At 30.1% G+C, this 24092-nt stretch carries 21 protein-coding genes and 6 tRNA genes; all 27 read right to left on the bottom strand.

Going from position 1 to position 24092, the window contains the following annotated elements:
* Positions 1-117: 117 nt before the first annotated feature.
* Positions 118-1503 carry a tRNA lysidine(34) synthetase TilS gene (gene tilS, locus HBE96_RS05630; RefSeq protein ID WP_169296775.1) on the bottom strand — a complete coding sequence of 462 codons (1386 nt, stop codon included), beginning with the start codon at positions 1501-1503 and terminating at the stop codon, positions 118-120.
* Between the two features lie 145 nt (positions 1504-1648).
* Entirely contained in the window at positions 1649-4036 is a 2388-nt protein-coding gene (spoIIE, locus tag HBE96_RS05625; protein ID WP_169296774.1) for a stage II sporulation protein E, read from the bottom strand.
* A gap of 238 nt (positions 4037-4274) precedes the next feature.
* Positions 4275-4351 (bottom strand) — tRNA-Met (locus tag HBE96_RS05620).
* 13 nt (positions 4352-4364) lie between these two features.
* A tRNA-Met gene (locus tag HBE96_RS05615) sits at positions 4365-4440 on the bottom strand.
* 5 nt (positions 4441-4445) lie between these two features.
* A tRNA-Leu gene (locus tag HBE96_RS05610) sits at positions 4446-4534 on the bottom strand.
* Positions 4535-4549: 15 nt separating this feature from the next.
* Positions 4550-4626, bottom strand: a tRNA-Met gene (locus HBE96_RS05605).
* A 13-nt stretch (positions 4627-4639) separates the two neighbouring features.
* A tRNA-Met gene (locus HBE96_RS05600) sits at positions 4640-4715 on the bottom strand.
* Between the two features lie 6 nt (positions 4716-4721).
* Positions 4722-4810, bottom strand: a tRNA-Leu gene (locus HBE96_RS05595).
* Positions 4811-4967: 157 nt separating this feature from the next.
* Entirely contained in the window at positions 4968-5375 is a 408-nt protein-coding gene (locus HBE96_RS05590; RefSeq protein ID WP_169296773.1) for a S1 domain-containing RNA-binding protein, read from the bottom strand.
* Positions 5376-5441: 66 nt separating this feature from the next.
* Positions 5442-5714: an FtsB family cell division protein gene (locus tag HBE96_RS05585; RefSeq protein ID WP_169296772.1), complete on the bottom strand. Its 273-nt coding sequence runs from the start codon at positions 5712-5714 to the stop codon at positions 5442-5444.
* A gap of 83 nt (positions 5715-5797) precedes the next feature.
* Positions 5798-6208, bottom strand: coding sequence for a spore cortex biosynthesis protein YabQ (gene yabQ / locus HBE96_RS05580; RefSeq protein ID WP_169296771.1), 411 nt, complete (start codon positions 6206-6208; stop codon positions 5798-5800).
* Positions 6209-6214: 6 nt separating this feature from the next.
* Positions 6215-6508: a sporulation protein YabP gene (yabP, locus tag HBE96_RS05575; RefSeq protein WP_169296770.1), complete on the bottom strand. Its 294-nt coding sequence runs from the start codon at positions 6506-6508 to the stop codon at positions 6215-6217.
* Between the two features lie 84 nt (positions 6509-6592).
* On the bottom strand, positions 6593-6853 hold the full coding sequence (locus tag HBE96_RS05570) for an RNA-binding S4 domain-containing protein (RefSeq protein ID WP_169296769.1): 261 nt from the start codon (positions 6851-6853) through the stop codon (positions 6593-6595).
* A 56-nt stretch (positions 6854-6909) separates the two neighbouring features.
* Positions 6910-7203: an HU family DNA-binding protein gene (locus HBE96_RS05565; RefSeq protein ID WP_169296779.1), complete on the bottom strand. Its 294-nt coding sequence runs from the start codon at positions 7201-7203 to the stop codon at positions 6910-6912.
* 84 nt (positions 7204-7287) lie between these two features.
* Entirely contained in the window at positions 7288-8736 is a 1449-nt protein-coding gene (gene yabN, locus HBE96_RS05560; protein WP_169296768.1) for a bifunctional methyltransferase/pyrophosphohydrolase YabN, read from the bottom strand.
* Between the two features lie 16 nt (positions 8737-8752).
* Positions 8753-10288: a putative polysaccharide biosynthesis protein gene (locus HBE96_RS05555; protein WP_169296767.1), complete on the bottom strand. Its 1536-nt coding sequence runs from the start codon at positions 10286-10288 to the stop codon at positions 8753-8755.
* A 185-nt stretch (positions 10289-10473) separates the two neighbouring features.
* A complete protein-coding gene (gene spoVT / locus HBE96_RS05550; RefSeq protein WP_169296766.1) occupies positions 10474-11028 on the bottom strand; it encodes a stage V sporulation protein T in 555 nt (184 codons plus the stop codon).
* Positions 11029-11173: 145 nt separating this feature from the next.
* Positions 11174-12199, bottom strand: coding sequence for a peptidylprolyl isomerase (locus HBE96_RS05545; RefSeq protein WP_169296765.1), 1026 nt, complete (start codon positions 12197-12199; stop codon positions 11174-11176).
* A 77-nt stretch (positions 12200-12276) separates the two neighbouring features.
* Positions 12277-15798, bottom strand: a complete 3522-nt coding sequence (gene mfd / locus HBE96_RS05540) for a transcription-repair coupling factor (RefSeq protein WP_169296764.1) — start codon at positions 15796-15798, stop codon at positions 12277-12279.
* A 55-nt stretch (positions 15799-15853) separates the two neighbouring features.
* A complete protein-coding gene (pth, locus tag HBE96_RS05535) occupies positions 15854-16417 on the bottom strand; it encodes an aminoacyl-tRNA hydrolase (protein ID WP_169296763.1) in 564 nt (187 codons plus the stop codon).
* A gap of 92 nt (positions 16418-16509) precedes the next feature.
* Positions 16510-17685, bottom strand: coding sequence for a S1C family serine protease (locus tag HBE96_RS05530; protein ID WP_169296762.1), 1176 nt, complete (start codon positions 17683-17685; stop codon positions 16510-16512).
* 92 nt (positions 17686-17777) lie between these two features.
* Positions 17778-19187 carry an ATP-binding protein gene (locus HBE96_RS05525; RefSeq protein WP_169296761.1) on the bottom strand — a complete coding sequence of 470 codons (1410 nt, stop codon included), beginning with the start codon at positions 19185-19187 and terminating at the stop codon, positions 17778-17780.
* Between the two features lies 1 nt (position 19188).
* Complete coding sequence (locus HBE96_RS05520) at positions 19189-19875, bottom strand: response regulator transcription factor (protein ID WP_169296760.1); 687 nt, start codon at positions 19873-19875, stop codon at positions 19189-19191.
* Between the two features lie 214 nt (positions 19876-20089).
* Positions 20090-21049, bottom strand: a complete 960-nt coding sequence (locus HBE96_RS05515) for a ribose-phosphate diphosphokinase (RefSeq protein ID WP_169296759.1) — start codon at positions 21047-21049, stop codon at positions 20090-20092.
* Positions 21050-21069: 20 nt separating this feature from the next.
* Entirely contained in the window at positions 21070-22440 is a 1371-nt protein-coding gene (glmU, locus tag HBE96_RS05510; RefSeq protein ID WP_169296758.1) for a bifunctional UDP-N-acetylglucosamine diphosphorylase/glucosamine-1-phosphate N-acetyltransferase GlmU, read from the bottom strand.
* 158 nt (positions 22441-22598) lie between these two features.
* Positions 22599-22889: a septation regulator SpoVG gene (gene spoVG / locus HBE96_RS05505; protein ID WP_169296757.1), complete on the bottom strand. Its 291-nt coding sequence runs from the start codon at positions 22887-22889 to the stop codon at positions 22599-22601.
* A 98-nt stretch (positions 22890-22987) separates the two neighbouring features.
* Positions 22988-23803 (bottom strand): pur operon repressor, encoded by an 816-nt coding sequence (gene purR, locus HBE96_RS05500; RefSeq protein ID WP_169296756.1) that lies wholly within the window; start codon positions 23801-23803, stop codon positions 22988-22990.
* Positions 23804-24092: the final 289 nt, after the last annotated feature.

Here is a 24092-nt window from a genome sequence, read left to right as displayed (position 1 = left end):
TTTGTCATGCAGTCAAGGGTGGCGATTATAGCAACCTAATCTTATCTTTGAAAAAATAAGCAACCTCATGAGCTCTTACAAGCATATTTTTTGAGCGTTATTTTTTCATAGCAAACTTTACACTATCCTTTCAACTTTTATCTCTAATATATTTTTTGTATTTTCATTAACTTTAAAAAGTTCGCTTACTCTATATCCTACAACCCATCCAATTTCATTGTCAAAACATATAATAGGAATATGTTGTCTTTGATCTTTAGTTATCTTTTCATCCATAAAGAAATCTTTTAATTTCTTATTTCCTTTCATACCTAAAGGTACAAATTTATCTCCTTCTCTTCTATGTCTTATAATTATTTCATTGCCAACTTTATCATAGTCAAAGTACTTAGTTAATCTGCTACTTTTAAAATCTACATTTTCTTTAGAATCAACAATTCTAGTTATTACTCGTAATCTGTATTCTTTTATGTCATTAACTCCTTTATGTATAAAATATGATTTATTCTCCTCAACCTTACTTTTTTGTGATTTCTTCAATATGTGTATATCACCATATTTATTAGATACTATAATATTATTTGCAAGATCAATATCTTTTCCTGTTGATTTGGATTGAACATCAATTATGTCATAAATGTGAACTTTCTCAAAGTTATTTAATGTTCCAGTTATTGTGTATAGGGCTTTTCTTATTATTCTAGTAATTATGGCTTCATTTTCTAAAAATGCCTCCTTTGATATTATAACCTTTTCTGTCTGTATATCACAATATCTTTTAAACTTTTCTTTAGCAACTATTTCTAAATACTCATTATCTATTTTTATGGTATCAGACAATCTATTAAGAACCTTCACGATATCTTTGTTAAAATTTTCTTGAATATATGGTATTAACTGTAATCTTACCCTATTTCTAGAATATATAGTTTCTAAATTGGTTTTATCTATCCTAGGTTTAATATTTTGTATATCACAGTATTCCTCAATTTCCTGTCTTGTTGTATTTATTAAAGGTCTTACAAACACATCATCTCTAACTGCCTTTATTCCCATCAAACCTTCTAATCCTGTTCCCCTCATAATTCTCATTAGTATCGTTTCTGCTTGATCATTAGCATTATGAGCTATAGCTATTTTTTGTGCATTTAATTCCTTTTTTACGTTATTAAAAAAATCGTACCTGGCCTTTCTTCCTGCACTTTCACATGAAATATTTTCTTTTTCCATCATTTTATTTATATCTACTGACCTACTTCTAAATTCTATATTTAAATCTTCACAAAATTTCCTTACATACTCCTCATCTTTATCAGCCTCATCTCCCCTCAAACAATGATTTACATGAGCTGCACACAATTGTATATTAAGCTGATTTCTTAAGGAATATAATATATGCAGTAAACATATAGAATCTGGTCCACCAGATACTGCAACTATTACTTTATCACCTTCATTAAACATTCTATACTTATTTATAGTTTTTAAAACTGTATTTATCAAATTTATCACTTCCCCCCAAATTTTGTTTTTATAGATAATATAATACTTAACTTTTATCTTTAAATCAAATAATCAATTTAAATTTTCAATGGCTTAAGTTTAAAATATATTATTCTAAACTTAAGCCATCAAAAATTTAATTTATTTAATATAGACTATATACCTTTTCTACAATTACTGTCATATCATCTTTTATCTTTCCTTTGCTTAATTTTTTTGCATTATTTATAATTTCTTCGCACAACTGTTTAGGATCATTAGCTTTATTCTCCTTTAAAAAGTCTAATATCCACTCGTATTTACCCGCCTCTTGACTTTCATAATCCAGCACTCCATCACTTAACATAATAATGACATCTCCATTTTCAACTTTTTTTCTAGTTATATCTATATCAGGTTTATCTAGTACACCAATTGGTAAAGTTTTAGACTTAACAACATCAACATCTTCTCCTCTTTTTATAAAGCTAGCTACAGCTCCAACTTTCATAAAGTCAACTTCTCCCTTGTACAAATCTATGCTATTCAAATCTAAAGTTGAAAACTTTTCTTCCTCTGAAAATTTCATGGTCATTATAGAATTTATTGCATTTATAGCCGTTATCTTATTAAATCCTGCCTTGGAAAACCTTTCTATGAGCTCAACAGCAGCATTACTTTCCTTCCCAGCTTGTGGACCAAAACCCATTCCATCACTTATAACAGTTAAATAAGTTCCATCAGATAATTTTTGAAAACTACAACTATCTCCACTATATTTCTCTCCATCTTTACAGCACTTACTAGAATAAGCTGCTACATGGTACTTAGGAGTTTCCTCAAAAGTAACACTGCAAACTTTCAATTCAGTATTTAAGTTGCACCCATCATCGCTAACACACATACATTTTCCTGTCACTTCATTTATTAATGGCAATATATTTTTTATACAAATTTGTTTTCCTCCACAAGCATTCATAGACAATTTTGCTAATAACCTATTGTTTTTATTAGTATAACAAAATATATCTCTATAATGTATATTGTTTTTGTTTAAAACTCTTCTTATAGTATTTTCAGTTTCAGTATTAAACTTTATATTGTAATTAAATTCATGCACAATTTCTGACACTGAATCTCCTACACTTTCTATTTGACCTGATAACAATTCTCTACACTCACTTAATCTATTCTTCCACATTTCATTAATTATATAATTATTAACAATTTCTTCAGTGTTTTTTATAACAGCAGATCTTTTTATACACTTTCTTTCTATTTCATATGGAATTTGCTTCTTATTATCCTGATAACTTTGTATTAATTCGCTAAAAGCGTTATAGGTATAAAAATTTTCCCTCTTCCAGCACATTGACTGCATAGAACATGTACTACATACACGATCTGCAAGATTCTCTATTAATGCTGTACTTTTATTTTTCATTAATAATTTATCATTGTACACTAGCTTTTCTAAAATTTCTGACATACCAAACAATACTTCTGAAAAATTTTCTAATTTATTCACTAACAATGCTTTAATCTTTTCTGCATAATTTTCTTTAAAGTACTCCTGCTTTTTCTGCCAATCCAATTCTAATTCAATTTTTTTGAAAATTTTTCCAGGTATCATGAAAAAAAATATAGAACTTATAATTACCTCTATTAATTTAAATTGAACTCCTATATCAGAATACATTTTTAACACGGCAAAGGCTACAAGATACGCCAAACCGCTCATCCATTTGCCCGTTTCTCTAAATATGCCAGATATTAAACCACACACCCCGTATACTCCTACAAAAGCTATCATATTACTAGATGTTACGCCTATTATAGTTCCCATAGCCACTCCTGACGCTGCTCCTGCTGAGCTTCCTTTTGTATATCCTACTATAAGAATAAATGCTAAAGCAATAACATTTCTTATAGATATTTCTCTTATACTAGTACCCCAGGTACCTGCTACCACTAAAGATACAGTAACTGACATACTTATTATTTCTTCACTGCTATATAAATGTCTTGTTTTATATTGTTTAAAGCATATTATCGAATAATTAATAATAAAATATAATGGGAATATAGCACTCACTTCAAAAAATGAAATCATAAATGACATACCTGCTGTTATTTTAAGTATTAATAACTTATAGAAAGCAAACTCTACAAACAAAGTAAAGAACATCAATATTAATTTCTTTCTTTGATCTATCCTTCTTAATATGTAACTAATAGCTATAAGAGTTGCTGTAGTTATAATATATACAGGCAAACTCTTTATATTGTTATAAAGGGAAACATACCCTAGAACGGTTCCAATCCCTGATACTAATATAACCTTATCTTCTTCGCAAGTAATAACTGCAATGAGGAAAGCTATACCAAATGGAGCCATAAGATTTATCATAATTACCCTGCTTGTTAAAAATGCTGCTATAAAATAACTAATAAATTTAACTACCAAGGGCAAACTTTTAAACCTTCTCTTTTTTAATTCATCCTTTGAATCTTTAACTCTTTTATACGGAAAAAGTTCAACTCCGTACTGCATTTATACCACCCACCTTATAAATTACTGCTTTTATTATAGCAAAGTGCGCTGGAAATAAATGTCATAAACTGATATGCCCATTTATTTTTTTTAGGACATTTAATCCTAAGTTTTTTTAAAAAAATTTTCTTTAGACAGTTATAGATAAATTTTGAAGAAATAAGTTGAATTTTCTTTCAGATGCCTTATAATAAGTTTTTCAAAAAACTAAAAAGCCTGTGGTATAAACCACAGGTTCTGGTAGCGGAAATAGGACTTGAACCTACGACACTTCGGGTATGAACCGAATGCTCTAGCCAGCTGAGCTATTCCGCCTTATTATTTAATTTGGTTGCGGAGGTAGGACTTGAACCTACGACCTTCGGGTTATGAGCCCGACGAGCTACCAACTGCTCCACCCCGCGATGTTTGGTGCTGAAGACCGGAATCGAACCGGTACGGGTTTTAAAGCCCGCAGGATTTTAAGTCCTGTGCGTCTGCCAGTTCCGCCACTCCAGCATTTAAAAATTTATATGGTAGCGGAAATAGGACTTGAACCTACGACACTTCGGGTATGAACCGAATGCTCTAGCCAGCTGAGCTATTCCGCCTTATTATTTAATTTGGTTGCGGAGGTAGGACTTGAACCTACGACCTTCGGGTTATGAGCCCGACGAGCTACCAACTGCTCCACCCCGCGATGTTTTGGTGCTGAAGACCGGAATCGAACCGGTACGGGTTTTAAAGCCCGCAGGATTTTAAGTCCTGTGCGTCTGCCAGTTCCGCCACTCCAGCATTTTTATCAGTCATTTGACTGCCTTATAACCTGACAACATAACTTATTATATACGATATATTTATTGTTGTCAACTGTTTTATATATTTTTTTATTTTTAAATTATTTAACATAAAAGAGGCTAATTTCTAGCCTCTTTATATTCAAAATAAATTATTAATTGGATGGTTTTCTATATCCTCTACCTTTTGAATCTTGATGTTTCTTTAGATCTTGAAATCTTTCTTCACTATCCTTTAAAAACTTAGATAGCCTATCTTCAAAACCTCCTTGTGCATTTCTAGTTTTTTCTTTGTTCCAATCAATTTCTACCGGTTTTACACTTTTTTTCTCTGGTATAGCCTGCTTAATGGATAAACTTATCTTCCCATTTTCATCAACTGAAATTACTTTAACTTTTACTTTGTCTTTTTCCTTTAAGTAATCCCTTATATTTTTCACATAAGTATCTGATACCTCAGATATGTGAACTAAGCCGGTTTTCCCATCGATTTCTACAAAAGCTCCAAAACTAGTAATGTTAACTACTGTACCCTCTAGTATGCTTCCTGCCTTTAAGGTCATATTAAAAAGACTCCTCCTTAATAAAAATAATGTTATATAGTAAATTTTAAATTTGAAACTAAACTTTTAGTTCTTTGTGTTTATTACAGGGATTTCGCCTGGTTTAATAAGACCTAATCTTTCTCTTGCCAGCTTTTCTATATACATATCTGACTTAGACATCTTAACCTCATCCTGTAATTTCTTATTTTTATCTTTAACCTTTTGCTCTTCTAAATTTTTTTGTGATATTTGATCTTTTATTTTATGCATAGTTATTTGCTGATTTATAAAAATACAACATGCATAAAAAATTATAAACAATAAGACTACATTTTTAAATTTAAACTTTTTTTTCATAATTATCACCATTTCCACTTTAGAAATGTATTTCAAAAAAACATTATACTTATATTCTAATTTGATTTTGAACTTTCTTCAAGTTATTTTTTATAATTTCTTTTATTTTTTGTTCTAATAGTATAAATTATTAATACAAAAGGGTAAAATATTATATTTTTTAACACTCTAAATGCTTTTCTAATATTCTTGATTAACTTATATTGAAAACTTATAAACATATTACTAAATATTCTCATATATAAGTATGTACCTAAACTTATCCATGCATACACATATACACCTACATACAAACAATCTATAAAAAGCAAAAATATAAATACCACCATAGCGGCAAAAATCCAAAATAAAATATCTTCTACAAAAGTTAATATTTTATTGACATTATTAAATCCTCTTATTATTCTATATAAATCAAATAATATTCCTATTATAATTCCTGCAATAAAACTAAATATAATACATCTTAACTGTTCTGTTATTGATAAAATCATCTTTCCCTACTTAAACAATCTTGATATTAATCTTTCTTTTTGCTTTTTAACTTGATTATTTGTATATATGCATGAATTTATCATTCCAATTATAACAACATCCCCATTTTGAACGTCCAATTTATTCATTTTAAGACTTTGTCCTTTAATATTAAGTGTACCTAGATTAGTATTTAATACTATTTGTTCTTCATTAAAGCTTATAACTTCTACAACTCCACTTAACAAAAGTTTTTTTCTATTTTCAATATGCATTATACTTTTCTTATCTTCTAGCACCTTTACTTCCTTTTTCTCCATAACATCCCCTCCACTTATATTTAAATATATGCATATACTTAAGGGGATATTACTAAGTAAAATGGTATTTTATATGTCTCCTGTTTATTCTTTGTCCTCTTCTCCTGATATAATTTCATACATTTCCTGTGCATTTACTTTTGTAACATGCTCTGCAATATTTACGATTTTAGCTTTAAGAGACTTGTTAGCATACTGTATCTCTATAACATCTCCTTCTTTAACTTCTGTGCTAGGTTTTGCTACTTTATCATTTATGCTTACTCTTCCACCCTCACAAACTTCTTTTGCTATTGTTCTTCTTTTTATTATTCTTGAAACCTTAAGATATTTGTCTAATCTCATTTTTATTCTCCTTTTTAAAACAAAAAACCCAGATTTACACCCAGGTTTTTTTAATGCTACTTGTTTACTTTATCTTTAAATTCTTTACCAGCTTTAAATACTGGAACTGTTGATTCTGGTATTGTTATTTCTTCTTTAGTTCTTGGATTTCTTCCTATTCTTGCAGCTCTTTTTCTTGTTTCAAATGTTCCAAATCCAACAAGCTGAACTTTGTCACCATTTTCAAGTGTTTCTTCAACACTTTCTATGAACCCCTTTAATACTACTTCTACATCCTTCTTTGTTAGCTTTGACTTTTCTGCTATACTTGCAATTAATTCTGACTTATTCACCTTTTTTACCTCCTTAATATTGAGTATGCTTTAGTTGCATATTAGCATATTCTTCATTGATTTGAAAAATCCTCTTTTTTTGTCGTTTTTGCATAAAAAACTTTAATTGTTTACTTTTGATTGTTCCCAAAGTTCGTTCATTTGATCTAATGTCAAATTTATCATATCGACATTTTTTAACTTTGCTTTTTCTTCTATATATGCAAAACGCTTGATAAATTTCTCTATAGTATAATTTAATGCAAATTCGGGGTCAATGTCAAGGAATCTAGCAATATTTACAGAAGCAAATATTAAATCTCCTATTTCTTCTACTATTTTTACCCTTTCTTTACCTTTATATACATTCTTTACTTCGTAATATTCTTCTAAAACTTTATCCATTGCATCTTCTACCTTATCCCAATCAAATCCAACCTTAGCTGCCTTTTTTTGAACTTTTTCAGCTCTCATCAATGCTGGTAAATTTTTAGGAACATGTTTTAACTCTTCTGTATAACTATCAAACCCTTGCTCCTTTTTCTTTATTTTATCCCAATTTACTAAAACTCCCTCAGATGTATTTACTTCCACATCACCAAATACGTGTGGATGTCTATCAATCATTTTTTTGCAAATACCTTCTACAACATCATTTATATTAAAAAATCCTTCTTCTTTACCTATTTGTGAGTGAAAAACTATTTGAAGTAATACGTCTCCTAACTCTTCAACAAGTTTATCATCATCCTTTTCATCTATAGCCTCTAATACTTCATAGCACTCTTCTATAAGACACCTTTTTATACTTTCATGGCTTTGTTCTTGATCCCAAGGGCATCCATTCTCTGATCTTAATATGCTCATTATATCTAGTAAATCATTAAAATCCTTTTTTATCTCTAAATTCTTAGGAATGTATAGCGAAGTTAAATAATCTATATCTTCTTGCCTATCTATCTCATATAATGGCATCTTTCTAATACTCTCTAAATTTTTAATTCCTGCTGCTCTTACAAAATACACCTCAGTATCATCAGGATAGTACTGCATTAATGCCAACTTAACTTCAGAAACTATAAATTTATCATATACTTGAGTTATTATAGTTCCTACTCTTTTATCTAAAACTTGAGCTTTAATATCAAAAGCATCTATTACCTTCATTCCTTCTATAGGATCAATTTTTAAACTTTCCATAAGAACATCTATAAAACTTACAGCAGTAAAAATTTCTGTTTCTATCCCTTTTTCCTTACAAAGTTCTATTAATAAGTTCACAGATTTTTCGGCTACTAATGGATGACCTGGTACAGCATATACAATATCTCCGTATTCCTGTTCTTTACTAATTAAATCATCCGCTATAGACTTATATACCTGTTCAAAGTTTTGCCCTTGTTCATATTTATGATCATAAGTTTCAAATTTTATACTATTTTTCTTTAAAAATTCTACTGTAGGGTGTTTTTCTGTTCTTAAATAAATTTTATCAGAATTTTTTAACACATCTAAAGTCCCTATAGTAATGGCCTCTTTAGCCCCAGGTCCTAGACCAACTATTTTTATCATTTACACTATCCCACCTCTATCTTCTAAAGAATCTATTTTTAATATAGTCATATTTAAATACTTTAAATACAAATATAAGTATGCTATATATAATAATAGCTGAAAATATAGCTATTAGACACGCTATTCTACTGCTCATGCTATAATTATAGACATTCATATAAATAATTACAACAATTATTATCATTATAATAGAAGCAAATGCAGGTTTTATCATGGTATCAAACCACCTTATATTGACTCGTAGTTTTCTTTTAAGTAATACCATATTTAGTCCAGAAGCTATTACATATCCACATATGCTTCCAAGTACAGCTCCATAGATATTAATACCAGGTATAGAAACCATTTGCATAGTGATTACTGTTTTTATCACACATCCAATAGCTAAATTAACTATAGGCATAACATATTGGCCTACTCCTTGAAGGATAGCTGTTGAAGTTTGGGCAAGAATTATAAATGGAATGGATATAGCCGAATACTGTAGTATCTTAAAACCTGCAGATTGTCCAGGAAATATTAAATCTAAAATAGGATAAGCTAAATTGTACAATCCTAAAAAAGATGGTAATGCCATAACCATAGAAAGCTTAATCGCTAAATCTACCTTACTTACAACTTCATGCCTCCTATTTAACACATGTGCCTCTGCAATTATAGGCATTAAAGATGCACATAATGCTGCCGAAAGGGTTAATGGAACATTAATCATAATAAATGCTTTTCCTGTAAGTTGTCCATATAATATAGTTGCTTGCTTATAACTAAATCCTGCTTGTAACAATTTCTGAGGAACTACTGCAGAATCTATAAGACTCATTATACTACTAACTGCCGCTCCCAAAGAAACTGGTATAGCTATGTATAATAACTTATTCATAATATCTATATTATCTCGTACTACATTAACCTTAAATTCTTTTCTTACTTTTATATATTTTATTAATAAATATCCTCCACCAAATAATCCTCCTGCAGCTGCACCAAGTGCTGCACCTCCAGCTGAATATTCTATGCCTCTTGGTAAAAGCACATAAGCAAGTCCAACACCAACTATAACCCTTCCCACCTGTTCTATTATCTGCGAAATTGCAGTATAATTCATATTCTGCAATCCTTGAAAAAATCCTCTAAACGCACTCATTACTGATATAAATATAGGTGCAAACGCAATAGCTACCAATGAATAATATGATTTTTCATCCCACTTTAAAAATGCTATAATTGGTCTTGAAAAAATAAGCAATATTCCTGTAAAACCAGCACCTAAAATAAACATAAGCATCATTGCCTTTTTTAAAACTTGCATTACCCCTTCATGATCATTTACAGCATTTCTTTCTGATACCATTTTGGATACTGCCACTGGTATACCTGATGCTGCAGCAATAAAAAACATATATAATGGAAAAGACATTTGATAATATCCTACTCCTTCATCCCCTATAAGCATTTGTAATGGCCATCTGAAGAACAGCCCTAGAAACTTAGCCACAATCCCTGCAACTCCCAAGACAAATGTTCCTTTAATAAGTGATTGTTTTTTCATAAAAATACCCCCGATTGTTCTTTTTAACAGCAAATTTTTCTAAATAATAATACTTTACATGTTTATAATTATTTAAATTTTAAGGGTATTATTACTCTAATTAAATGAATATTTTTTATATTTGTGTCAATAATCATCTATGAAGCAAAAAACAAATAAATAATGGCAGCATAAGCTGCCATTATTTATTGTTCCATTTGCTTTCCTATAAAAGATGATGCAGTCTCAGCCAATTTAGTTTCAACGTCTGCGAATTTTTTTCCTTCATCTTTTGATACTATAATTACGGCACCAATTGCATCACCTTCTGCTATTATTGGCGAAATTACTTGTGCTGAGTACTTTCCTTCAACTTCCTCATCATCATATAAAGGTACTGGTTTTTCTTTATCACTTGCAAAATTTACACTTTTTCTATCTTCTATTATTTTTTCAAGCTCATCGCTTATTTTCTTTTCCAAATATTCCTTCTTTGTTGCGCCACTTATAGATATTATGCTATCCTTATCACATATAATGACTATATTTCCTATAGCCTGCTGCAATGATTCTGTATAACCCTTAGAGAAATCACTTAATTCTCCAATAGGGGAGTATTTCTTAAGTATAACTCCTCCTTCTCTATCTGTAAAAATTTCTAAAGGATCTCCTTCTCTTATTCTAAGAGTTCTTCTTATTTCCTTTGGTATAACTACTCTACCTAAATCGTCTATACGTCTAACAATACCTGTTGCTTTCATTGCTTGTTACCTCCTAAAATCTAATTTAAATATAACTTGTATTAATATTATTTTTCTAAATATGAAATTTTATACACAATTGTTATTTAAATTAGATTTTACTCATAAAAAAACCACAGCATTTAAAAAATACTGTGGTTTTTTATTATATAAGATTTTTTTCATTTTTAGTTGTTTTAGCGCTCTTTTTCCATTCATTAACTTTATCTTGGTATTTCTTTTGTTTTTGTTCAGTTTCAAGCTGTGTTTTTATTTGAGCCTTTACTGCATCAAGCTTTTTAACAGGATATTCTTCTTTATCTATACATTTTATTATATGGTATCCAAATTGACTCTTAACTGGAGCTGATATAGCTCCTTTTTTCAATGCTATAGCACCTGCCATAAATGCAGCATCAAATCCTGAATCCACATAATTTACATATCCTAAATCTCCACCTTTATCCTTTGTAGCTGTATCTGTTGAAACTTCCTTTGCAACCTTACCAAAATCTTCACCCTTATCTAATCTAGCTTTTACTTTTTTAGCTTCGTCCTCAGTTTTTACTAATATGTGAGCTGTATGTATTCTGTTAGCCTTTTCTGTATATTTATATGGGTTAGCCTTATAATATTCTTGAATGCTTTTATCATCAACTTTAACATCTTTTGTTACATTGTCACTAACATTTTTACTTATCGCTTGATTTCTCATTTGAGTATAATACATATCTTTTAAAGCTTTTTCAGTAATATTTTGTTGTTTTAAAGCTGCTTGAAATTTAGCTTCATCTCCTCCAAAACTTTGCTTCTTCATATTATTAAGCTGTGTATCAACTTCAGTTTTTAATTTTGAATCATCTGGAAGCACCTTTAATTCTTTAGCTTTTTGCTCAATAATCTTTTCTTCTATCATAGTATCAAGTACTTGTGCCTTTTGTTCTTTTAATACACTCTTTGCATCATCATTTTTTTCGTAGTCAGCACCATATTGTTGTTTAATCTGAGCCACAACTCCCATTAAATTAGGATTACTATCTAATTCACCTCTAGTGATTTTTTCTCCATTTACTGTTGCAACAACACTTTTTTGTATAGCTTCTGGTGTTTTAGCTATCATATTACAACCAACTGTTGAAAAAGCAAAAGCAGATATTAGAACTGCACTTACTAATTTTTTTACATTTTTCACAACCTATTCCTCCATTCATCTTAATGCTTTTTAGCAATACAAATTAATTTTAACACAAAAACTATTTTACTACAAAATTATTTTTTATGGGATATATTAAGCATATATTCCATGATTTCTTTTATATTATAAACTAAATTTTCCCTTTTTACATCCTTGATTTTATAACCAAATCCTGGTTTATCTGATAATTTTATACTCACACTTCTGTTATAATCCTTTAGAAGTCCTCTAAATACATTTTCATCAATTCTATCTTTACTTTCAAACTTAAATGCAACCTCATCCCTTCTTTCCTTTACTTCTTCAACACCTAATTTTTTTCCTATGCTTCTTATATAAGCTATATTCATAAGATTATATATAGACGGCGGAATACTTGAAAATCTATCCTGTAATTCCTGTTCAATATCCTGCATATCTTCATAGCAATCAATAGCTGCAATCTTTTTATATACTTCTATTTTCTGTACTTCATCTTTGATGTAGTTTGTTGGAATATATGCATCTATTCTTAATTCTACAGTTGTTTCTACCGGTTCTTTATCTATATCACCTCTTACAAGCTTTATAGTATCCTCTAACATCCTACAATATAAATCATATCCTATAGCAGCCATATGGCCATGTTGAGATGATCCCATCATGTTCCCTGCACCTCTTATTTCAAGGTCTTTTAAAGCTATTTTAAATCCTGAACCTAACTCTGTAAAATCTTTTATAGCTTTAAGTCTTTTTTCAGCTACTTCAGTTAAAACTTTATCTTTCCTATAAGTAAGATAGCAGTAAGCCATTCTATTCGTTCTTCCAACTCTTCCCCTTAACTGATACAACTGCGATAATCCCATTTTATCTGAATCATATATTATCATAGTATTTACATTTTGAATATCCATTCCAGTTTCTATTATTGTTGTAGCTACTAAAACATCATACTCATTTTTCATAAAATCTACTATAATATTTTCTAATTCTCTTTCCTGCATTTGTCCATGAGCAACAGCTATCCTTGCTTCTGGAACTAATTTAGCCACATAAGAAGCCATTTCTTTAATATTTTCAACTCTATTATATACAAAATAAACCTGACCACCTCTATTTAGCTCTCTCATTATAGCATCTCTTATTAACTGATCATTATATTCTATTACATAGGTCTGTACTGGATATCTTTCTTCTGGTGGCGTCTCAATTACACTTATATCCCTTACTCCTACTAATGACATATGCAACGTTCTAGGTATAGGTGTAGCACTTAAAGTCAATACATCTATATTTTTCTTCATTTTTTTTATCTTTTCCTTATGCGTAACTCCAAATCTCTGCTCTTCATCTATTATTAATAACCCTAAATCTTTAAACTGTATGTCTTTCTGAATAATTCTATGGGTTCCTATAAGTATATCTATTTCTCCAGATTTTAAAGCCTTCATAGTAACCTTTTGTTGTGCCGCAGTTCTAAACCTACTTACCATATCTATTTTTACAGGGAAATCAGAAAATCTTTGTACAAAGTTATTATAATGCTGCTGAGCAAGTATGGTAGTTGGCACTAAAAAGGCAACCTGTTTTCCATCCATTACAGCTTTAAAAGCTGCCCTTACAGCAACTTCTGTTTTTCCATAACCTACATCACCACACAATAGTCTGTCCATAGGCTTATCTGATTCCATATCTACTTTTATATCTTCTATTGATGTAATTTGATCTGGTGTTTCTTCATAAGGGAATTCTTCCTCAAACTGCTTCTGCCAGACGGTATCTTTTGAATACTTATATCCTTTTAATGTAGATCTCACTGCATAAAGTTTTACCAAATCTTCAGCTATTTCTTCTATAGATTTTTTAACTTTTCTTTTAGCTTTTGCCCACTCTGTACTTCCAAGTTTATTTATTTTAGGTGATTTTCCTTCTGTTCCTATATATTTTTGCACCATATCTAACTGTTCTACAGGTACATATAATTTATCATCTGAATCATAGCTTAACTCAAGGTAATCCTTTTTATGACCTTGAAGGTCTAGCTGCTTTATTCCCTTATATACTCCTATTCCATGATTCGCATGAACTACATAATCCCCAGGCTTAAGCTCTGCAAAACTTTTAATTTTATTTATTCCCTTTTTAGGCACTTTACTAGCAGATTTCCTCTTTGCTTCTCCAAAAACCTCTTTATCTGAAATAACGCATACCTTTAATTCTGGATATTCAAAACCATTCAGCTGACTTCCAAATGTTATAACCACTTCTCCTGGTTGAATATCACGTATTACATCTTTATAGGAACTTTCTATACCATTATCTCTTAAAGTATCTACCAGCCTTTCTCCCCTTGGTCTAGTTCCTGAAAGAATAACTATTTTAATACCTTTACTCTTTTTATCTTTTATATCCTGTATAAGCAGATCTATTTGTCCATGGTAATTATGTAATGTTATCTGCGAAAAATTGATTATAGACTTTGGAGCTAAAACTTTAGTTGATTTAGCTATAGCATCTATTGTCATAACACCTTGTTCTTCTAATTCCTCAATGACCTGTGCCTTATTTAACAAAAGTTCACTTTGCTTAGGCAAAATATTTCCCCTTTGTAAGAAACTTTTATAATTCTCCTCAAATTCAAAATAGACACTATCTAATTTTCCTATACATCTCTGCAAATCATCTAAAACTATAAAATATCCTTCTGAATAATCTAAAAACGAAGAAGTTTTATCATAAAAATATGGCAAAAAACTATCAATAGTTTCAAAATTCCATCTTTCCCTTAAGGATTCTAGATTTCTTCTAACCTCCTGTTGAACATTTTCCAAAGCTTCGCTGTCCTTCTTTTTCTCGAGTTTGTGACATACAGCCTTTAGATCATTTTCCATACCTTTAATTCCGTTTTTTATACTTTCATCATTCAAAATCATTTCCTTAGCTGGAAAAATTTCAATACTCGTTACTTTTTCAAGGCTCCTTTGAGATTCTAAATTAAAACTTCTAATAGAGTCTACTTCATCACCAAAAAGTTCTATTCTATAAGGTTCTCCGGATATAGGTGAGTATATATCTATTATTCCACCTCTTATAGAAAATTGACCTTTACTATCTATAATTTCTACTCTTTCATAGCCACACTGTATTAGCTTTTCATTTAAATTTTCTATATCTAAAATATCCTTTACAGAAACATTAAGTGTATAGTTTCTATAAAGGTTTACAGGGATATATCTGGACGCTAAAGCTTCTACACAAGTAACTATTATCTTTTTTCCTTCCCTAAGCATTTCCCTAATTACTTTCAGTCTTTCCCATCTAAGATCTCCTGATATGGCATAAATATTATAAAATACTACTTCTTTAGTGGGAAAATAATAAACATTAGGAATATATAAAGATAAATCTTCATACAGCCTTTTCGCCTCTACATCGCTATGTGTAAGTATTAAAAAAGGCTTGTCTAGCTCTTCATACACCCCATCTATTAAATACCCCCTCGCTGATTCAGAAAGCCCAAATGTACCTATTGGAAACTTACCTTTTTCTATACTACTAATTATACTTTTAAATTCCCTACTATTTTTAAGAGGTTTTAAAAGCCCATCTAATCTCATTTTAACAACCACCCTATAAAATCCAAAAATTTTAGTCAAATCTAGGCATAATTACTTACACCTTAAAACCATTAAATTTATTCATAGCCTCCACTATTCCATACCTTATCATATATTCTACCGCATCTGCACTTGCATCAAAAACCTTACTAATTTTTTCTCTATCTTCAAGATTAAATTTACCTAAAACATGAGATACTAATTCTGACTTAGGCTGTCCTACTCCCACTTTAATTCTTGGGAATACATCAGTGCCTAAATTAGCTATGATACTTTTTATGCCATTGTGCCCTCCAGCACTTCCCTTTTCTCTTATTCTAAGTCTGCCTACTTCCAAACTTATATCATCATATAAAATTATTATTTTTTCATTGCTTATTTTGTAAAAATTTACTATCTCTCTTATACTTTCACCACTTAAGTTCATATATGTGCTTGGTTTTAATAAAATAACTTTTTCCGAAGCTATATTTCCTTCTCCATATACTCCTTTAAATTTTTCCCTGTTTATAGATATATTATACTTACTGCTTACTAAATCTATAACATCAAACCCTACATTATGCCTAGTATGTTCGTATTGCTTTCCTATATTTCCTAAGCCAACTATTAAAAACATTATTTCACTCCTAACTATTTTGCCGTGTCAATGATTCACTAAAGTATATATTATACTAAAAGGCATAAATAATAAAGAGACTAAATGTCTCTTTATTTATTTTTTTCTTTCTCATCAGAAAGAACTATATTTACTTCTATAGTCTTGCCATTTCTCCAAACTTTACACACTATTGAATCTCCAATTTTATGTTTATCTAAAACATCAGATAAATCTTCAAATCGCAAGATCTTTTTATTATCTAGTTCTATTATAACATCTGTAGGTTTTATTCCTGCTGCTGCTGCACCACTCTCTGGCACAACTTCATTAATATATACGCCTTGAACTTTATTCTCTTGTAACACCACACTTTGACCATATATTCCTAAAAATGGTCTTGAAACTTTTCCATAGTTCATAAGCGATTTTATAATATCTTTTGCTTCATTTATAGATATTGCAAACCCCATACCCTCTGCATTTTGGTCTGCTCCTAGTTTTAAGCTATTTATACCTATAACTTCGCCTACATCATTACAAAGTGGGCCTCCACTATTTCCTGGACTTATAGCTGCATCAGTTTGCAAAACTTTATATACAGCCCCATTATATTGTATTTTCCTATTTAAAGCACTTACTATACCAGCTGTAACAGATCCTGAAAATTCTTCTCCTAAAGGATTCCCTATAGCAACAGCTGTATCTCCAACTTTTACTTTAGATGAATCACCAAACTTTGCCGTAGGTAAATTTTGAGCTTCCACCTTTATAATAGCTAAATCTGATCTGCTATCTGCTTTTACTAATTTTGCAGGTAAAACTTTTCCGCTTGAAAACTTAACAGTAATTTTAGCAGCGCTTTCCACCACATGATTATTCGTTACTATATACCCATTAGGATCAAATATAATTCCTGAGCCACTTCCTACATCATGCAATCCAAAATATCCTTCAGCTTTATTACTTATACCTACCACTGTAGGTCCTACTATTTCAGCTACCTTAGTTATAGAATTTTTAGATGTATCTGCAATTTTAGTTTGATTATTCTGATTTTTAGGTTCAATTAAAGATTGATTTAACTGGGTATAACCTTTATTAGAATACTTCTTATTTGATATATATGCTCCCGATATTCCTCCAGAAACTGCAGCTATTAATATAAAACTAACTCCTTTAACTAAGCTTTTTAGTCTAGTCTTTTTCCTATTATTACTAAACTTTATTCCACCTGTGTTAGCTTCTACACTTTCCCATTTCACATCTTTAATTTTGTTATCATCCATAAAATTGCACCTCGTAATAATATATATTTAATCCATTATGTATATGTTAGTAAATATTTTTTACATAACTATGAACAAAATGTTATTATTTTTTAAATCCTTTTTAATGTAAAGGTAAATGTAACTCCTTGAGATTCCTTACTTTCTGCCCATATATCTTCTCCTAATTGTGTAAGTATACATCTTACTATAGGAAGGCCTAGTCCTGTGCTTACTTTAGATGTTCTAGATTTATCTTCTTTATAAAATCTATCCCATATGCGTTTTAATCCTTCTTCAGATATTCCTGGTCCATCATTAAATATTGATACTATAACTTTTTCTCCTTTTGTCTTTGTGCTTATTTTTATATTTCCGCCTTCATTTACATACTTTATTGCATTATCTGTTAGATTGGTTACTACTTGAGTTATCCTATCTCTATCACCAACTACTAAAAGTTTATCATCCTGCATAAGTACATCTACTGTAACTTTCTTTTCTTTTACCTTTGTTTCAAATTTTATCACGCACAGCCTTATAATTTCATTTATGTCAATTTCCTCAATTCTGAGTTTAAATTGACCAGCTTCAATAGATGATAGGTCTAACAAATCATTTACAAGTCTTGTAAGCCTTTGAATTTCTTCATAAGTTATAGATAGATAATAATTTTCCTTTTCTTTTGGGATAACTCCATCTAAAATCCCTCCTATAAAACCCTTAATAGATGTTATTGGCGATCTTATTTCGTGCGATACATTTGAAATAAATTCTCTTCTGTTTTTCTCTACTTTTTCTAATGAATCTGCCATAGAGTTAAATGATTTTGCTAAAACGCCTATTTCGTCTTTAGAATTTATCTTAACTCTCCTATCAACCTCTCCCTTGGATATTTTATCTGCTACATAATTAATTTGTGCAAGAGGATTTATTATTATTTTTCGTGAAATATAATATATTACAACACAAGAAACTATTATAGCAAATATAGCTGAAATCCATATTATTTCGTAAACTCTTTTTAATGCTCCACTTATTTCGTTTATAGACGAATGCATTATTATTGCACCCTTAAACATTTCATTATGAAAAATAGGAATTTCTATAGTATGCACTGGGATATTAATTAACTTACCATACTTTCCTCTTTTCTCTACTACATTATTCTCTCTTAATTGTTCCAAATCGTTTGTTAAAACTTGTTTGCCAAGTATATCCTTATGTGCACTATCAGAAACAGCATAAACAATTCCATAATTATCTGTTAACCATATATTTGCAGATAAATACTTACCAACATAAGCTAAAGTCTCATTAAATTTGTCAGAAGTTATTCTTTCATCTAAATATTGTACAGCTGCAGTAGCTATAAGCTGAGAATCTGACATAAGCTGACTTTTTCTCTGATCAAAATAATATTCTTCAAACCAATATGATAAAAATGCAGCTGTCATAATGAAACTAAGTGAAATTATTACTATAAATGTAGCTACAAGCTTGGAAACTAAACCTTTCTTCACTTTACTTCACCTCAAACTTATAGCCTACACCCCACACTGTTTCTATCTGCCAGTTAGGTCCTCCCTGTAATTTTTCTCTAAGTCTCTTTACATGCACGTCTACCGTTCTCGAATCTCCCGGATAATCATATCCCCAAACTTCACATAAAAGTTGCTCTCTTGTAAATACCCTATTTTTATTATTTGCCAAATAATATACTAATTCAAATTCTTTAGGAGGCATTTTGATTTCCTGACCTTTATAAACTACGGTATAAGAATTTATATCTATTGTTAATTGTTCAAAATTCAACACTTCTTTATTTTCATTGTCTACATTATACCTTCTTAAAACAGCTTTAACTCTAGCTAACAATTCTTTAGGTTCAAAAGGTTTCACTATATAATCATCTGCTCCAAGTTCTAGTCCAAGTACTTTATCAAAAGTTTCTCCTTTAGCAGTTAACATGATAACAGGCGTCTCATATTCTTTCCTTATCCACTTTAAAACATCTATACCATCAATATGAGGCAACATTATATCTAATAAAACTAAATCTGGTTTATATTCTAAAAAAACTTCCTGTGCTTCTCTTCCATCATGACAAACTTCAGTATTATATCCTGAATTTTCAACATACATTTTTATTACTTCACATATATTTTCATCATCGTCTACAATTAATATCTTTCCTATAGAACCTTCCATTACACTATCTCCTTTATTTAATTAAACTTGATATTTTCAACTAGTCATAACTTTTTAATGCTTACATACTAAAACTTCTAAAATTCAGTACGCTTACTATTAAATTTACCATACATTTTATAAGTAGTACTAGTACATATATAAAAAGTTACAAATAATTTACTATATTAAAAAGCATGCAAAATTTAATTCTGCATGCTTTTGTAACTAACAATTAATCTTCAAATAGCTTACTTACTGATATATCCTCATATATTCTCTTTATAGCTTCTGCAAATACAGGTGCAACTGATAAAATCTTAAACTTATCTAGCATTTTATCCTTTGATAAGTCTATAGTATTTAACATTACTAACTCTTTTATAGCAGATTCTTTTATTCTATCTATAGCAGGACCTGATAAAACAGCATGTGTACAACAAGCATACACTTCTTTTGCTCCTAACTTAACTAAAGCATTTGCTCCGTTAGTTATAGTTCCTGCAGTATCTATCATATCATCTACTAATATTACTGTTTTATCCTTTATATCACCAATAACATTCATTATCTCTGATACATTAGCCTTTGGCCTTCTTTTATCTATTATAGCTATTGGTGCATGTAGCTTATCAGCAAATTTTCTAGCTCTTGTTACACTTCCAAGGTCTGGTGAAACTACAACTATATCATCTCTGTCTGCAAATCCTTTTTGTATAAAATATTTTGCAAGGATAGGTGCTCCCAATAAGTGATCTAATGGTATATTGAAATATCCTTGAATCTGAGATGCATGTAAATCCATAGTTAGCACTCTATCAGCCCCTGCAGCAGTTAAAATATCTGCCACTAATTTTGCTGTAATTGGATCTCTTGCTTTTGCTTTTCTATCCTGTCTTGCATAACCATAATAAGGCACTACTGCGGTTATTCTTCCTGCAGATGCTCTTTTAAATGCATCTATCATAATTAAAAGTTCCATTAAATTGCTATTCACTGGATTATTAGTTGATTGCACTACGAATACGTCGGTTCCTCTTACTGTCTCGTTAATATCTACTGATATTTCACCATCACTAAATGTTGAAACGTTTGATTTTCCAACAGATAATCCTAATATATTAGCAATATCTTCAGCTAATTCAGGATGAGAAGTACCTGTAAAAATTTTAATGTTCTTACCATGGGTTATCATTGTATAATCCTCCTAAAATTTTATTTCTTTAATCCTTTTTTCTCTACCCAACCTTCTATGTTCTTCTGTCTGGCTCTTGCAACCGCTAAAGCTCCTTCAGGAACTTCCTTTGTTATGGTAGATCCTGCTGCTATATATGAGTTATCTTTAACTGTAACTGGAGAAACCAAATTTGTATTACATCCTATAAATGCATTATCTCCAATTATAGTTTTATACTTAGCTGTTCCGTCATAGTTAACTACAACAGTTCCACATCCAAAATTACATCCACTGCCAACTTCCGCATCTCCAATATAAGTTAAGTGTGAAACCTTTGTATTATCACCTATAGTAGATTTTTTAATTTCAACAAAATCTCCTATTCTTGCTGACTTACCTATAACGGTTAAAGGTCTTATATAAGCAAATGGTCCGACTGTAGTATTCTCACCAATCTTACTATCTAATATTACAGAGCTTTGAATCGTAACCCCTTTTTCTATAGTACTATCTTCTATTCTTGAATTTGGATATAATGTACATTCTTCTTTTATAACTGTGTTGCCATGTAAAACATTACCAGGGTATATCACTGTATCATTTCCTATTTGTACATCCTTACCTATGTATGTATTATCTGGGTCAATTAAAGTAACTCCATTTTCCATATGTTTTTTATTTATTCTTCTTCTCATAACTTTTTCTGCATCTGCAAGCTGTATTCTAGAGTTAACTCCCATAGTTTCTTCAAATGGTACAGGAAGTGCGCCTATCTTTTCTCCCTGATTCTTTAAAATTCCAATAACATCCGTTAAATAATATTCTCCTTGAGCATTATTGCTATTTAACTTTTTGATGCTTTTAAGTAGTGCTTGTATATCAAAGCAATACATAGCTGAATTTATTTCATTGATTTTAAGTTCTTCTTCACTACAATCTTTATGTTCTACTATCTTAGAAACATCATTATTTTTTTCTCTTACTATTCTTCCATATCCAGTAGGAACATCTACTATAGATGTTAATATAGTAGCTTTATAGTTTCCACTTTCATGAAAATCAACTAACTTCTTAACAGTATCTTCTGTAATTAAAGGAGCGTCTCCAGTAAATATAGCTACTGTTCCGTTCTTTCCTTCCAAAAATTCCTTAGCACACATTACTGCATGACCAGTACCTAATTGTTTATCCTGAAAAGAATAAAGCACATTTCTTTCTGAAGTAGTTTCCTTTACTTTATCCGCACCTTTTCCAACTACTACGTTTACTTCATTTATGTCTGAATTTCTCATAACATCAATTACCATATTTACCATTTCAGTTCCACATATCTTGTGAATAACCTTCGGAAGGGAAGATTTCATTCTTTTTCCTTCTCCAGCCGCTAATATTATAGCACATTTATACATTTTAACACCTCTTTATGGTTATAAAATTACATTTTTCTACCTTATAGTTATAAAACACCCTCTAATATTATATTTTATATAAAATTTATTTTCAACCTTATACACAATTTTTATATAGAATTTGCAATAATAAAAAGGAGTATCTCTACTCCTTTTTACTATTCTTCTACTTTTTCCGCAGAAACAATCTCTTCATTTTTCACTTTTTCATACTCATCTAAAATTGATTTCTGTATTTTTTCTCTTGTTTGAGTGTTGATTGGATGAGCAATGTCTTTAAATTCTCCATCAGGAGTTTTTCTGCTTGGCATTGCTATGAAAAGCCCATTTTGACCTTCTATAACCTTTATATCATGAACAACAAATTCATTATCAAAGGTTACGGAAACAATAGCTTTCATTTTACCTTCAGCAGCAATTTTTCTTACTCTAACGTCTGTAATTTGCATATAAAATCCACCTCCAAGATGCTTATTTATATAGTATTCTCTATAACTTATAATTTTCCTTCTTATTTTTTGAAAAATCAATAAATTTTTTCAAATTTCTATTTAAACATTTTAGAAGGAAATAACAGCGATTCTCCCTTTTCATCACTTCCCTCAAAATCCACTATAGATACATAATCATGAATTAACTTTTTAGGAGTCTCTACATTGTCTATTAATACTCCAATTCCTAAAAGCTCACTATCAAATTCCTTAAGTAAGTCAATTATCCCCATGGCAGTACCTCCCGCCTTCATGAAATCATCTATAAATATACACCTACTTCCTTTTTTCATTGCTTTTTTGGACAGCGACATATTTTGTATTCTGCCACTTGAACCTGAAACATAGTTTATACTTAAGGTAGAACCTTCTGTAAGTTTTGTTTCCCTTCTAACTACAACCAACTGTACCCCCAGCATTTTTGCAACTTCATAAGCTAATGGTATACCTTTAGTTTCAACTGTAACAACATGGTCTATACACTTATCATTAAAGGCTGACGCAAGTATTATAGCTGCTGTGTGTATTATTTGTGGATTGAACATTATGTCTGTTACATATAAAAAATTCCCTGGTATTATTCTTTCTCTATTTTTCAAAATAATACATAGTTTTTCAGCAAATCCCTTACTTTTTTCATAGGATAAACCACATACGTATTTCACTCCTCCTGCTGCACCAGATATAGTCTCTATTCTTCCCATAGAAAGTTTGCTTAAAGTATCCTTAACAACAACTAAATCCTCACTTACTGTGGATTTAGCTGCATTGAACATTTCTGTAAAATGATTTAAATTTATTATTTTATTAGGATTTTCTATTAATACTTTAGTTATCGCTGCTACTCTTTGATTCCTACTGAACTTTTCCATTTTATCACCTATCTATATAAATTTTACGAATATTTTTTTCAAAACATATTCCAATATTCATATTTTATTCTAAAAGTTATACTTAATCAATAGTATTATTGCTATATTTAGTTACATATCACTTAAATTTTGGACCTATTTATATTCAAATATAAGCTGTTACTTATTATTCCATGTATTCAATAATCATGCAAGTATCTAATATTCTATTTATTATTACATTAAAATAAAATTTAGTAATTGTATTTTTTCTTCTCATTTTTGTATATAATTAATAAATGAAACTATT

Source organism: Clostridium muellerianum (assembly GCF_012926525.1).
Taxonomy (GTDB): Bacteria; Bacillota; Clostridia; order Clostridiales; family Clostridiaceae; genus Clostridium_AM; species Clostridium_AM muellerianum.
Note: the sequence above shows the minus strand (reverse complement) of the source record. Positions and strands in the feature narration are given on the sequence as shown.

Excerpts from the sequence above, each read along its gene's own strand:
- yabP (WP_169296770.1), bottom strand. The coding sequence starts at position 6,508 with ATGGAGAAAAAGGAAGTAAAGGTGCTAGAAGATAAGAAAAGTATAATG.
- purR (WP_169296756.1), bottom strand. The coding sequence starts at position 23,803 with ATGGAAAAGTTCAGTAGGAATCAAAGAGTAGCAGCGATAACTAAAGTA.
- pth (WP_169296763.1), bottom strand. The coding sequence starts at position 16,417 with ATGTTTTTAATAGTTGGCTTAGGAAATATAGGAAAGCAATACGAACAT.
- spoIIE (WP_169296774.1), bottom strand. The coding sequence starts at position 4,036 with ATGCAGTACGGAGTTGAACTTTTTCCGTATAAAAGAGTTAAAGATTCA.
- spoVT (WP_169296766.1), bottom strand. The coding sequence starts at position 11,028 with ATGAAAGCAACAGGTATTGTTAGACGTATAGACGATTTAGGTAGAGTA.
- HBE96_RS05570 (WP_169296769.1), bottom strand. The coding sequence starts at position 6,853 with ATGAGATTAGACAAATATCTTAAGGTTTCAAGAATAATAAAAAGAAGA.
- HBE96_RS05590 (WP_169296773.1), bottom strand. The coding sequence starts at position 5,375 with ATGACCTTAAAGGCAGGAAGCATACTAGAGGGTACAGTAGTTAACATT.
- HBE96_RS05530 (WP_169296762.1), bottom strand. The coding sequence starts at position 17,685 with ATGGATGATAACAAAATTAAAGATGTGAAATGGGAAAGTGTAGAAGCT.
- yabN (WP_169296768.1), bottom strand. The coding sequence starts at position 8,736 with ATGATAAAAATAGTTGGTCTAGGACCTGGGGCTAAAGAGGCCATTACT.
- glmU (WP_169296758.1), bottom strand. The coding sequence starts at position 22,440 with ATGTATAAATGTGCTATAATATTAGCGGCTGGAGAAGGAAAAAGAATG.
- mfd (WP_169296764.1), bottom strand. The coding sequence starts at position 15,798 with ATGAGATTAGATGGGCTTTTAAAACCTCTTAAAAATAGTAGGGAATTT.
- HBE96_RS05520 (WP_169296760.1), bottom strand. The coding sequence starts at position 19,875 with ATGGAAGGTTCTATAGGAAAGATATTAATTGTAGACGATGATGAAAAT.
- HBE96_RS05585 (WP_169296772.1), bottom strand. The coding sequence starts at position 5,714 with ATGAAAAAAAAGTTTAAATTTAAAAATGTAGTCTTATTGTTTATAATT.
- yabQ (WP_169296771.1), bottom strand. The coding sequence starts at position 6,208 with ATGATTTTATCAATAACAGAACAGTTAAGATGTATTATATTTAGTTTT.
- HBE96_RS05555 (WP_169296767.1), bottom strand. The coding sequence starts at position 10,288 with ATGAAAAAACAATCACTTATTAAAGGAACATTTGTCTTGGGAGTTGCA.
- spoVG (WP_169296757.1), bottom strand. The coding sequence starts at position 22,889 with ATGCAAATTACAGACGTTAGAGTAAGAAAAATTGCTGCTGAAGGTAAA.
- HBE96_RS05515 (WP_169296759.1), bottom strand. The coding sequence starts at position 21,049 with ATGATAACCCATGGTAAGAACATTAAAATTTTTACAGGTACTTCTCAT.